We start from the raw sequence: 11,826 nt of genomic DNA, 5'->3' as shown, positions 1-11,826 counted from the left end.
CTGCCAGCCTGGTGTGGCCAGATTGAGCCCTGGGTATTGCCGGCGGCAGTTTTCCAGGGCAGGCGACTGAGCATTGCGTTCTTCGTCACGCAGCGCATCCGAGGCGCCTCTGATAATTCGTGCAGCTTCCTCGCGCTCTCGCTGTTCTTCTTGTCTAGCGCGTAAGTCCAGTGCTCGGGCATGCTCCAGTTGAAGCCGCTGTACCTCCAGCATGGCAATGAAGCGTTCAGTGTTTTCGGCTAGTAGCTGACGCTCGGCGTCGGTAAGAAGCTGGCCAGCGCTTGATCCATAAACGGGCACCGCCCCGGTGTCATAGGAGCCGTATAGGAGCTTGAAGCACTCGGAGCCGAGGACGGTGAACCGCCCATTCTCCCGCACGATGTGGATGCGTTTGTACACGCTGTGGCGACAGCCGTCGCGCTGACAAATTATCCGATCTCCTTTGTCTACCTCGACTACTGCCATCAGCTGCGCGTTCGACATCTTTTATTTTTCCAAGCAAAGACCGCCCCCGGTCATAAATGTCGACTATACAGTATAGGGTCAGGGCGTTTGCAAGTCGACTGCGCGGAATGGTTTGCGGGCGATATGCTCGGCCAAATCGCCTTAGCGCCCGATTTTTTCCGTTTTCCCTATTCGCCCCTTATTGGCCTTGCCATACAGGCAGTTTAAAGCCGAACCCAACTGGCGGCGAAATAATATTTTCATGGGCAACTCATTGCACCGAGGTGGCTACCCGGCTCTTCGTCGTTGCCGACATCCTCGGACAGAACTGCGAGGGCACGCGCAGGAATCGGGGCGAGCACCATCACTTCGTATCCCGCGCCGGCGCCCAGTCCCACGTCGTTGTCCACATCGATCCGCAGAAGGGCGAGCGCCTCGTCCTCGCCAAAGCAGTCCCCGAGCCAGTTCGTCAGTGCGTCCTCGACCGCGGCCAGGTCGGTGAAGCAGTACACGGCCGCCACGCTCTCGCCGGCGCTGGCGCTGCGTGGTCCGATCTGCGGCTGCAGGCCGGCGTCTAGGATGCTTGAGAGGTTGGCAGCCGGGGCGACGTGGTAGAGCGTTGGCATGGGAGTGAACAGATGGAGCGGACGCTCGAGGGTAGCGCCCGCACCAGAGCGTGGTTGCAGGAGATCGCCGACTTTGCAACCACGGATGCAGGGCGTCGCTATGCTCATCGCATTGTTCACATTGCTACCCGAGCTACGACATGAATAACATGAATAAACACCGCTTCCAGACTTTCCTGCTGACACGCCTAGTTCAGCGCAACGACTACCCATCCACCAAGGCACTGCTCGCCGCCATCGTCGCCGCCTGCGAGATCCCGGAAACCTCGTGGAGAGCCAGGAAGGATGCGTTCAACGAATTGCAGGAGAAGGCGCCGCTCCGGGAGAGCAGCAACCTGGTCATCGGCCACAGCGACATCCCTGGGCACCTGGAGCGTGAATGGGGCGAATTCTCGGTCTTCTCCAACATGACTCGCGGGGTCTCGAACGAGATGCAGCTCGAAGAGATCACGCGCACCAAATTCTGGCTGACCGACGAGCAGATGGGATACGGCCGGTATGGGCGCCCGCTGGAAGAGTCCGCGCCGGCGCCCGACGAAGACGACGATACCGATGCGGATTCGACACCCCGCATGTGAGCGGTGCACCTGGCTATGATTGACATCGCACCGGGAAGAACGATAATCGCACCATGAAGACCCCACCTGCCACCCTCATCATCGGGGATTACCCTCAGCTGGCGCTGCTAGCCTGGAGTCGCAAGCCGACCGACGTGATCACCGGCGAGGAAGCGTTCGCCCTCTACGAGGCCAACTGGCGCATGGTCGACCAGGAGAAGCTTGGCGAGGCCGAGCTCGAGCTGATCGAAGGCTTGACGCAGGTGTACGGCGGCGGAGTCATGAATGTATAAGCGGGACCACCACAATCGCATTCAGCGAATTCTGTCTGCGCTCGACGCCGACTTTCTGGCGCAGAACGGGTGCTTCTTCGGCGGCGGCACCGCCATCGTCCTGGCGCTGGACGAATACAGGGAGTCGGTCGATATCGACTTCCTCTGCGCGTCCCAGGACGGGTACCGCGAGCTGCGCAACACGGTCGACAACGCCACCCTCGGCGCCATGTTCTCGCAGCCCGTGGAGCTCGTGCGCGAGGTGCGCGCCGATCGCTACGGGATCCGCACCTACATCCGCATCGACGATGTGCCGGTGAAGTTCGAGGTAGTAAGCGAGGGCCGCATCCAGATCGAGGGCGCGCTCGATCCGCGCACTCGCGTGCCCACTCTCTCTCGCGTCGATATGTACGCCGAAAAGCTGCTGGCCAACGCAGACCGCTACCGTGACAAGGGCGTGGCCAGCCGCGACATCATCGACCTGTCGATGATGGTCGGCCACTGGGGGGCAGTACCCGACGCCGCGTGGGAAAAGGTGCGCAAGGCCTATGGCGCATCGGCGGATCGCGCCTACCAGGGCGCCGTGGAGATGGTCAGTGACCGCGCCTACCTGGCGCAGTGCCTGGCCAAGATGCACATGGCGCCGGAGCTTGCAGATCAGATCCCTGCGGTACTGCGTGGGGAGGCGACTTTCGCGCCTGCGCCGGCGGCGGCGTCTCAACCACGTGGTGCATCTGTTGCCAGCGCTGCGCAAAGTCTGCGCGCGGTCTACGGCCGGGCCTTGGCGGTGCCGGTGCGCGCCCAGGGCGAAGAAGATGACCGCGAAGAGCCAGCTGGAGATCGCCCTGCCCCGTGACTGGCGCTGTTCAGCTGTCTATTACCACTTAGACGGGATATCGATGCCTTTGCTGGCCAGAAGCGCACGAGCTTCGTCAATGAGGATCTGCGGCCCACCGCGCGCAAAGACGTCGGCGCGGAACGTGTCGGAATTCTGGCCGTCGTACGGGAAGTCTGGGAACTTGGCCAGGCGTTCTTTCGCCTCGGGCACCGACACCTCGTAGAACGTCGTGAGCCACTCCAGGACATGAGGCTCCCTGATCGCATGTAGCGGCACGAAGGTCACGACGATGGCGGCCGTCCACGTGCTGAAGAACACCCGGATCGGGAAGTCGAGCTGGCAGTGAAGGACTCCGTTTTCGAAGTATCGGATGTTCTGGAGCGCGTTCTCGGCCGAATAGCTGATCATCCAGGCAAACGGAATCCTCGGCCGCTCCTTGGAATGCGGCTGCGCCAGGCGCTGCATGATCCTCTCCGGCACCTCACTGGGCAGGACGTGCTGGTGGTCGCCATCCATCGTGTTCCTCTCTATGTCGAATGTTGTCCTGCCATTATCGGTGGTCGACCGGGCGTCTCGCAACGATACGGCGCCGTCGGGTACCAAGACCAGAGGGCTGCAACCACGCCGATCCGGCTCCGGTAGGCTTCTGGAATTGTCATCCAGGAGCATCCCATGTTCGACCGTAATCTCACCCCAGCCCAGTACAAGGCCATTTCTTCCGCGCGCGCTGACCTGGTGCGCGAGCTGCTGATCGAGGCGCTGCAGCACCACCTGCCCAACGGCTACCTGCTGAACACGGACCCCGCGCTCATGGCCGGGAACGCGCTGCTGGCGGTACGGCCGGCCTATAGCGCTGAGAGCAAGATGATGATCAGCTTCCACCACGCCATCAACTACCGCTCAGCCATGAAGGACGACCGCGTCGCCTATCGCACCACGGTGGAGTCGATCCGGGCCTGCGGTAGCGCGAAGAGCGCGACCTACTGGGAGACCGATCGGGCGTTCGGTAAAGACGGGGTCATGGAGCAGCGCGGTGTCGATCCGAACGACCTGGTGGCGTCGGTGCGCATGCTGGCCGCCGAGGTGTGCTCGTCCGCGCCCTTCACGGCCTTCGAGTGGCGTCCCTGTCCGCACGACCGAGGTGGGAAGTGGGAGCTCTTCGATGGCGTCAGGAAGCTGCAGTCGGTGTGGAAGTCAGGAAGCCGGTTCGGCACCTTGATGGGTACCTGCCCGACCACCTTAAAGGCGGCGAAAGCCGAGGCTGAGCTGGCGGCGCGCCTCATGCTGCGCTCGGAGCACCAGGAGCGCCTGGCCGGCCTGGGTGCTGGGCTGGGCGCTGGCACGGAAGAATCCACCGAGCTGGATGATCAAGAGCGCTTATACGGCCCAGCGATGTGAACAAGGTGGCGGTGCCGATCGGGCGACCGCCACCCCGAGCACTACTTCAGCCCATTCCATTTGCGACGAGGTATTCATTCAGTCTCTGACACGACTGATAGTATTCGTAAAACCCCTCGCTAAATGTTCTCATATCGGAGTTTTTCACCCCTTGTTTCGAGACAAAACTCATGACCTTGAAGTGGCTGCAGTCGTCGACATCCACAACCAAACGAACAAGGCCTGCATCAAGGAACCGCAATTGCGCTAAAAGCCTTTGTATTGCCGCTGCGGTTCGCTCATTGTGATATTCCATATATCTGAGCCACGGCGCGTATGTGCTTACAGTTGGCGTCCACGACGTTAGCAGCGGCGAGTCACCATTCGGGTCCAATTTCGAGAAAGCAGCGCTCAATGAGGCTTCGGTGAGCGTCTCGAAGGTCATAGACACGTGCGATTTTGTTGCAATGTCGCTCAGTTGCGACGCGCATTCGCGCACGATCCGCTGCGCGTGCTTCGCAATATAGGGCTGCAGTGCATCACGATCGGATTGTTCCTGGATGTGCACGACGATCAGGTAAAACACGTAGCTGGCGATAACCGAGGCCAAGATAGCCTCGAAGATCGCCCCGATTTCATAGACTCCGTCGATCGTGCTCGGAATCCGGTTGAGCCAGAATATCTTCCCGACGAGAAGGAGCAACGAAAGGACCGCCAGCCAGTTCGCGGTGGGCGACGCAGTGCGGATCAAGTTCCAGAGGCGCATTAGTCTAATTCCTCACCTGGTCACGCCTGAACCGGGGCTTCAGCAACCATCGTGAATACGCCGTCGCCCGTGTCTTTCCAGCGAGTAGCCTCATTCCAGACCTCGAGGTCGCTCAGTCGGCCAAGCTCTTCCACGGCCGCGCGCTCGTCGATCCGCTCGGCGCGCTGAATGCCCTGGCGAACCATCTCCAGCAGGCGCGGCGGCAGACCGATCGTCCGTTGGGCGCGGACAATGCGCGTGTCGGCGTCGACCAGGACCATCAGCAGGTCGTTGGTGTCGGCCTCGTGGGCGGCCCAGGTGCGCATGATCGGCGCCGCGTCGAGGAACGGCACGCAGATCGGCCACACCTGCGTTTCATTCACCTTCAGCTGGATCAGGAGTGCACCAGCAGGCATGGCGGTCGAGCGTCGCAGGGCCACCGCCTCAGGCGGAGACTTGATGCAGGCGATGTCGTCGTCGGTGACTTCGGGCAGGCTGACGATCACGATGGGGATCGGGTGCGCCAGCGTCATCGCCACCGTCAGCTGGCCAGGTGGCAGGGCCGGAAACGGCGACGGCTCGCCGACGGAGATGGCTCGGAATTGCGGGTTCGGGTTGTCGGTCATTGGGAATTCCAGGGTTGATATTCGGGCCGCACGAACGGCTACAGGCCAGGCCGCGGGTGATCCTCATGGGCCGCGTCTACGTCGGCCAGCTCGCTGGCGCCCGTTGAGTGCAACACGCCCGCGTACACCCCGTCAAGACGCGAGCGCAGTCGCCCGATCGAGACGACGTTCTGCTCCGGCGATCCGGCGAGGGAAGCATGCACCGGAGCCGCGCCGACATTATCGGCGATCGCGCTCCGGGTGGCGGCGGCGGCGACCACGTCGCGACCAAGGCTTCGGGTGATTTCCTCGACGTCCTTGCGCAGCGTGGCCGCTGTGAAGCCGTGCTCCGCAGGCCGCAGCTTGGCCAGCAGGCCCCACGGCGACATCCGGGTTGGCGCCGCGGGCGCCATGACGAGGTTGTTGAGTATGACCTTCGGCGCGCCGAGTCCGTGCGCCCCTTCCAGGTATCCGCGCGCCATCTCCTCCACCGCTCCATGGAAGCGATGCATGTCGGCCGCATAGTGTGCGCTTTGCAGGTAGGCGCGATACGCTTCCGGCTGCGCGCGCTCGAGTGCCGTGCTGGCGCCAGCGAGCGCCTCGGTGATCGCCAGCGAAAACGCTGCGTCATCTGAATCAAGTCGCTCAGGCGTGCGCTCGAGCACGGAGCGCACGCGCTGCAGCGTGTCGCGGGAATCGTGGTGCCCCTCCGAATCGGGCAGCGCCATCTCTGCCTCGCGAACCTTGGTCACTTGGTCGAGCACCTCCAGGGCGGCCGGGATACCGTCCTTCCGCGCGAGGGTCAGCACCGCATAGGCATCAGCAGACGACTCGTTGAACCTGACGGCGAACTCGTAGCCCATCGGCGAGGTCGACTGGGCTACATGGTTCATCAGCGCAGGACCCAGGCGGCAATGCATGCTTTCGTGGATCAGGACAAAGGCGCGCATACCCGGCGTATCAGCCATCCTGGCCAAGCGCGGGTCGGTGCGGGAATAGTCGATCCGGATGCCCTCGATCCTGCACACCTCACCGGGTTCAATGAAAGCGAGCGGGCCTTCGTCGGACAGCTTCTCCGGGTCGATCATCACGATGCGCGAGGTCGTCGGCGAGCGGCCGGCGGACAGGTAGCGAGCTGAGAGGTCCTGCACCGTCCGCATGGCGGCCGCGATGCGCGTCTTCTCGGCGGCCATGGTCTCCTCGGCGGGCAACACGGTCGGCGGGGCCGGTGGCGCCGGCGCTGCCGCGTGCGCTGGGGCTGGTGCCGCAACTGCAGCGACCTGGGCGGCCACGATCGTCGCGCCGGCCAAACGGGCGAAGCGGGCGAAGTAGTCCGGACGAACCTGCGCCGGTGGCGCAACGACTTCCAGGTCACCGGCGCCAGCCAGGAACGCCTGCAGGCGACTGAGTTGCCCGCTCATAGCGCGCGCGCCGGTTCGATGGGGTAGTCTCGGACGAAGCCCAGCGGCCCTGTCTCGACGACGAATACGCTGGCCAGGTCGTGTGCGAGTGCGTCGGCCACCCTCGCCCGCGCCTCGCCGTCCAGAATGAGGAGCTCGCGGCCGTCCGCTGTGTACACACACCCCGCCGTCACATAGAAGGTCGTTGCCGCGGCCAGTGGCGGGATACTGAGCATCGCGCCAGGCTTGTTCTGGGCGAATACCGCAGTCGCATAAATGGGGAGCGGAGGGGGCGTTGTCATCCGAAGAGCAGCGGGGTTGGTGAGATTTCAATTCTACAACGTAGCCATAAAACGTCACAGCGTATAGAGTCAGCCTTTTGTCGCCCTGCTGGGTTGGCCCCTCGATTTTATGCGCTGGCCGCGTTGGAATGCCTTCTTGAAAGTAACCACGGATCGCATATAGCCATCTTTTTTGCCAGAATGTCGTATATAGGCGCTTTTTTGAGCGTCGAGGCTGGAGTGACGATATCGTGGTGGTTCGCTTCCAAAAGGCTATAGCTATGTCGCGTTCCGCCCAGTTTCACTCCCAGCCTGCGCTCGACGCCGGCATGCGCTTCGGTGATCGGCTTCGGCGCGCACGGAAGGCGCAAAAGCGCACCCTCGCCGATCTGGAGCTATCGACTCTCATTCACCGGCAGACGCTTGCGCGCCTCGAGCGCGGCGACCCTACGGTGTCGATCGGCGTTCTCCTCACGGTGCTGGAGTCTCTAGGCGAGCTGGCAGATGTCGAGCTTCTTGTCGGGAATCCGGAAACCATCCGGCCCCGTGTAGCAGACGATGCACAGCCCCTCGAAAGAGACTTCTAATGGCCCAGACAACGATCGTCGTGTTCGACTGCTCGAACCCAGCTGCGCCGATCCCGGTGGCGTAGATCGATGTCGAGGTGGCCCTGGGCGAGATCCGCCAATGCGATGTTCTCGCGCTGTTATCATAAAACGTCACAGGTTTCCTTGTGAGACTTGGGTCTGGCTCCCTAAAATGGGGATATCCACATAAAGCAGCGACAGACCACATGAAACAGATGGACCTCTTCAAGCACGTCACCAGCGCCTATACCAGAGCCAGCGACGGCGTCCTTACAAACGAAGATCTCTACCGGGCAGTGGCCGAGCGCGCCGGCATTGACCTTAAAGACATGGAAGCGACGATCCCGGTTGGCAAAGCGGGCACACAGCGCAGCCCGATCAAGCGTGCTGTTCGCTGGTTCCAGCAGGATCTGCGCGCCGCCGGAGTGATCGAGAAGGTCCCCGACGCCCGCGGCGTCTGGCGGCTGACCGAAGGTGCCGGCCGCAAGCTCACCAAGAGCCTGGCCAGCGTGAAGATGGTGGCGTTCTCGACGAACTTGGGCGTGGCGATCTGGGGCTCGAACGAAGCGGTCTTCCCCCACGCCGGCGAGCCGATCATGCTCGCGATTTCGTCTCCACCCTACCCTCTGCGCTGCGCCCGCGCCTATGGGAATGTCAACGAGCAGGAGTAGGTCGACTTCGTGGTGCGCTCGCTGGAGCCGGTCGTCAAAAACCTGGCTCCGGAAGGATCGGTCGTCCTGAACGTCAGCCAGGACATTTTCCAAAATCGGAGCCCGGCGCGCTCCACGTACAACGAGCGCCTGGTGCTGGCGATTTGCGACCGCCTGGGCCTTCACCTGATGGACCGCTTCGTCTGGCACAATGCCTCGAAACCACCCGGACCCATCCAATGGGCGAGCAAGGAGCGCGTCCAGGTCAACGTCGCGTATGAGCCGATCTACTGGTTCGCGGTCGATCCACATCGCGTCAATGCAAACAATCGGCGCGTGCTCCAGCCGCACTCGGCGCGCCACGCGGCCCTGATCGCACGCGGCGGCGAGCAGCGTGAAGGCGTTTTCGGCGACGGCGCCTACCGCATCAAGCACGGCAGCTTCGGCAGCCCGACTGCCGGCGCCATCCCGCGCAACGTCCTCGCCCTGGGCCACCAGTGCGCCGACTCGGCCGCGCACCGCCGGCACGCGCGCGATCTGGGCTTTACGACGCATGGCGCGCCGTTCCCAAGCTCGATCCCAAGCTTCTTCATCAGGTTCCTGACCGAGGTCGGCCAGCTGGTGGTGGACATGTTCGCCGGCACCCACAAGACCGCCCTCGTTGCCGAGCGCCTCGGACGCCGCTGGATGACGACCGAGAACGTCCTGGACTACATCCGCCCCAGCGCAGAGCTGTTCCGTGGCTTCCCAGGGTTCGAGATCAACCCAGGCCTCCAGCAGGTGCGCGGCTCTCTCTGACCCCAACGTCTCGTTCGACGCGACGGCCGCTGTCGCCCACTGTAGTATAGCGGCGTGGCGAACCGGGCCGCGCCGCAGCAACATGACCCATGACTCTAGCCAGCCACGAACCAGCCCCTCTCTCCGTCGTCCTCAGCGCCGCGTACCAAGCCCCTGACAGCACGCCAGATGCTCCCCCGCGCCTGGTGCTGGAGAATGACGGCGACGTCGCCCTGGCCGAGGCGCGCTATGCAGACGCCCTGGCACTGTACAAAGCGTCTAGGGCATCATCCTGGCGCATCAGGAGCAAGATGGGGTGGTGCTGCTGGAAGCTGGAGAAGTGGGCTGCAGGCTCCAGGTATCTTGCCGACGCCCAGCGGCGCGGAGAAGCCCTGCCCCTCCTGGCGCTGACCGAGTGCGTGGCCGCGCTCAACGACAGGAACGGCGAGAGGGATCAGGAGCTCGACGGCCTGGTGCGCATCCTGCTGACCCTGCCCGACCCGGCCCCGCGCGCGTACGAGCTCGCCGAGGCCCATCTGATCGACGAGGGGCTTCGGCTCGAGCAGCTGCGCAGTGGCTGCGATCGGTACCCGCTCGATACCAGCCTGCGGCGCAGGTACGTCCGCGCTGTGTGGGCGGCCGGGGAAGGTGTCGAACAGCTCCTGCAGCTGGTGAATGCGATGGCGGACGCTCCCAATGCTGCCCCCGAGGATCTATGGCAGGGCGTGGAGATCGCCAGCGATATCGGCCAGCGCGAGCTGGCGCTGGCGCTGGCCCAACGCCTGGCCGTCGGCAGTCCACTTGAGGAGCAGGTGCCGCTGGCCCTCGTCGAAGCCGACCTGCACGTGACGGCTGGCCTGGTCGACGTCGCCGCGTCGATCTACCGTAGCCTCACTGCGTCGATCGACAGCGCTGGCGCTGAGGAACGCGCAATCGCGCTACGCGCTGCGAACGCGCTGCTGGCGGTTGCAGTCGATGCTGGAGACCAGGGCGCGATCCGGGCGGCAGCCGATGACCTGATCGAGATCATCTGCCAAGGCGGCCCGATGTGTTTGGTCGAGCGCGGCCCGTTTCTCGACCAGGGCCCCCTCCGCCTGCAGATCGGCTCCCAGCTCGTCCATTACCGACCGCGCGCGCAGGTGCTGCAGCTGCGCGCGCCCATCCTCTCGGCAGTCAAAAAGCCGGACGTGCTGGGCATCCTGCAGGTCCTCTTCGCCACCGAGGGTGGGCCGGGCGGTGGCCTGCAGGTCGAAGAGCGCAAGGCCTTGATCCTGTCGGCCGGCATGGGGAGCGCGCACGCGGTGATTCAGCGCCATGTCGCGTGGGCGCGGATGGAGGCCGGTGACTTCGAAGGTGCCGGGCGCGCATTCGCGCTTTTCGAGGTGGCCCGCGTCCGAGACGATCGCATCTGGGCGCGGCACGACGATGGTTCGATGTTCGACGAGGCGCCGTACGACGACGAGATGGTGGTCGACCATTTTGCCGACGGCATGATCAGCACCCTGGCCGCGGCCGCGGCCGCCACAGATCGAAGTGCGAACGCCTGCCAGCACTTCCACGACATCGCCACGGCTTATTTACGCGTCGCCCTGCTCCACCATGGACTGTACACGCGCTTCCACGCCATGATGGAGGCAATCATGGGTGCGTTCCGCGCAGCTGGTGCCGAGCCGACCGTGACGCTCTGGTTCGACTACGGGCTCTCGTGTCAGTACGTGGGCAGGAAGGATCTGGCGCTGGAGGCCTATGGCGCATGTCTCGCGCTGCGGCCGCACCATTCGGCTGCGCGCGCGAACCAGCTGCTCCTGGTGGCGCCGGAGGAGCGCGCAAGCCTGATCATTGGCCACGCACTCGACAATCTTGCCCAGTCCAAGCCACCGGCTGCGATCGCGGATCTGCGCCTGATCGACGCTGTGTACCTGCTGACGCTGCACCGGGCATGCGGCGGTGCCGAGGATACCCTGGTGCTGTCTCCATTCGGAGAGAGCGAAAGGCCATTCGCGCCGACTCAGGAGCTGCTGCAGCCGCTGTTCGCCCTGCTGCGCGCCGGCCTGGTGCGCATCTCCCGCCAGAGCCCGGCCAGTGCCTTCACGATCGAGGAGGCGCCGGCCAGGGTGAGCGCCTTCGCCCTGGATCAGCTTTACTGGGAGCTGCCCGAGGGCACCCTGGTGCTGTTGCGGGATCTTGAGCAGGCGCGCCAGAGCCGCGACTGGCCCACGAGCTGGCGCCGGCAGATCCCTGAGCTGGCCTTCGAGCTGGCGCGCCACGAATGCCTCGCGTATCTACGTTTTTGCGCGGATGATCGGCGCCTTCCCGTGTCCAGTGGGGAGAAGACCATGCAGATGATCGACGACGTGCTGGCCACGTACTCCGTCAGCCAGGCTTATTCCTTCATCTGGCACGGCGCGGCGGCCGCAGCCGACTTCAGGAAAGACAAGGGCGTCTCCGCCCTGTACGCCGGCAACAGCATCATCGGCAACTGCCAGCGTCGCATTGAGGAGGCGCGCGAGAAGAAATGGGCCGTGACGGGATACAAGCGGCCGCCCCAGGTCCGCCGCTCGCACCTGAGCGCGGCGCTGTTTGACGCCATGCTCGGGCTGCGGGACAGGGCTTTCCATGCGCCGCTGGCGCAGCTCTTCGGCGAGAAGAGCGCTGGCCAGCGGTAGG

At 64.0% G+C, this 11,826-nt stretch carries 14 protein-coding genes and 1 pseudogene; 8 read left to right on the top strand and 7 right to left on the bottom strand.

Annotation, left to right across the window (positions count from 1 at the left end; all coding sequences use genetic code 11):
- Positions 1-483 (bottom strand): annotated as a pseudogene (locus tag YWC_RS31815) (hypothetical protein); the annotation flags it as partial.
- Between the two features lie 221 nt (positions 484-704).
- Positions 705-1,070 carry a hypothetical protein gene (locus YWC_RS0125225; protein WP_156923900.1) on the bottom strand — a complete coding sequence of 122 codons (366 nt, stop codon included), beginning with the start codon at positions 1,068-1,070 and terminating at the stop codon, positions 705-707.
- Between the two features lie 149 nt (positions 1,071-1,219).
- Here YWC_RS0125225 and YWC_RS0125220 point away from each other — a divergent pair, with 149 nt between their 5' ends.
- The 3 genes from YWC_RS0125220 to YWC_RS30845 are packed head-to-tail and all read left to right on the top strand — an operon-like array spanning position 1,220 to position 2,755.
- Positions 1,220-1,648 (top strand): hypothetical protein, encoded by a 429-nt coding sequence (locus tag YWC_RS0125220; RefSeq protein ID WP_027867856.1) that lies wholly within the window; start codon positions 1,220-1,222, stop codon positions 1,646-1,648.
- A 53-nt stretch (positions 1,649-1,701) separates the two neighbouring features.
- Complete coding sequence (locus YWC_RS0125215) at positions 1,702-1,920, top strand: hypothetical protein (RefSeq protein ID WP_027867855.1); 219 nt, start codon at positions 1,702-1,704, stop codon at positions 1,918-1,920.
- Positions 1,913-2,755 carry a nucleotidyl transferase AbiEii/AbiGii toxin family protein gene (locus YWC_RS30845; RefSeq protein ID WP_084416598.1) on the top strand — a complete coding sequence of 281 codons (843 nt, stop codon included), beginning with the start codon at positions 1,913-1,915 and terminating at the stop codon, positions 2,753-2,755. The genes YWC_RS0125215 and YWC_RS30845 overlap by 8 nt, the downstream gene beginning before the upstream one ends.
- Positions 2,756-2,776: 21 nt before the next feature.
- Here YWC_RS30845 and YWC_RS0125205 read toward each other — a convergent pair whose 3' ends face one another.
- Entirely contained in the window at positions 2,777-3,253 is a 477-nt protein-coding gene (locus tag YWC_RS0125205) for a hypothetical protein (protein WP_156923899.1), read from the bottom strand.
- Between the two features lie 156 nt (positions 3,254-3,409).
- Between YWC_RS0125205 and YWC_RS0125200 the strand changes: the two genes are divergently transcribed.
- The gene (locus tag YWC_RS0125200; RefSeq protein ID WP_027867853.1) at positions 3,410-4,135 is read left to right on the top strand and encodes a hypothetical protein; all 726 of its coding nucleotides are present in this window, start codon (positions 3,410-3,412) and stop codon (positions 4,133-4,135) included.
- Between the two features lie 46 nt (positions 4,136-4,181).
- On the opposite strand, the gene YWC_RS0125195 is transcribed toward YWC_RS0125200, so the two are convergent.
- The 4 genes from YWC_RS0125195 to YWC_RS0125180 are packed head-to-tail and all read right to left on the bottom strand — an operon-like array spanning position 4,182 to position 7,100.
- Positions 4,182-4,880: a hypothetical protein gene (locus YWC_RS0125195; RefSeq protein WP_027867852.1), complete on the bottom strand. Its 699-nt coding sequence runs from the start codon at positions 4,878-4,880 to the stop codon at positions 4,182-4,184.
- 20 nt (positions 4,881-4,900) lie between these two features.
- Positions 4,901-5,485: a hypothetical protein gene (locus tag YWC_RS0125190; protein ID WP_027867851.1), complete on the bottom strand. Its 585-nt coding sequence runs from the start codon at positions 5,483-5,485 to the stop codon at positions 4,901-4,903.
- 38 nt (positions 5,486-5,523) lie between these two features.
- Positions 5,524-6,885 (bottom strand): hypothetical protein, encoded by a 1,362-nt coding sequence (locus tag YWC_RS0125185; protein WP_027867850.1) that lies wholly within the window; start codon positions 6,883-6,885, stop codon positions 5,524-5,526.
- Positions 6,882-7,100, bottom strand: coding sequence for a hypothetical protein (locus YWC_RS0125180; protein ID WP_156923898.1), 219 nt, complete (start codon positions 7,098-7,100; stop codon positions 6,882-6,884). Before YWC_RS0125180 ends, YWC_RS0125185 begins: the two co-directional genes overlap by 4 nt.
- 326 nt (positions 7,101-7,426) lie before the next feature.
- Between YWC_RS0125180 and YWC_RS30840 the strand changes: the two genes are divergently transcribed.
- The 4 genes from YWC_RS30840 (at position 7,427) to YWC_RS0125165 (ending at position 11,825) form a co-directional block, all read left to right on the top strand.
- A complete protein-coding gene (locus YWC_RS30840) occupies positions 7,427-7,732 on the top strand; it encodes a helix-turn-helix domain-containing protein (RefSeq protein WP_051306749.1) in 306 nt (101 codons plus the stop codon).
- A gap of 206 nt (positions 7,733-7,938) precedes the next feature.
- A complete protein-coding gene (locus YWC_RS33935; protein ID WP_229413197.1) occupies positions 7,939-8,403 on the top strand; it encodes a winged helix-turn-helix domain-containing protein in 465 nt (154 codons plus the stop codon).
- A 9-nt stretch (positions 8,404-8,412) separates the two neighbouring features.
- Complete coding sequence (locus tag YWC_RS33930) at positions 8,413-9,180, top strand: DNA methyltransferase (protein ID WP_229413196.1); 768 nt, start codon at positions 8,413-8,415, stop codon at positions 9,178-9,180.
- Between the two features lie 89 nt (positions 9,181-9,269).
- Entirely contained in the window at positions 9,270-11,825 is a 2,556-nt protein-coding gene (locus tag YWC_RS0125165) for a hypothetical protein (RefSeq protein WP_027867848.1), read from the top strand.
- Position 11,826 lies beyond the last annotated feature (1 nt).

Origin of the sequence: Massilia alkalitolerans DSM 17462 (assembly GCF_000427785.1) — a bacterium.
Taxonomy (GTDB): domain Bacteria; phylum Pseudomonadota; class Gammaproteobacteria; order Burkholderiales; family Burkholderiaceae_D; genus Telluria; species Telluria alkalitolerans.
This window is presented reverse-complemented; position numbering and strand designations above follow the sequence as displayed.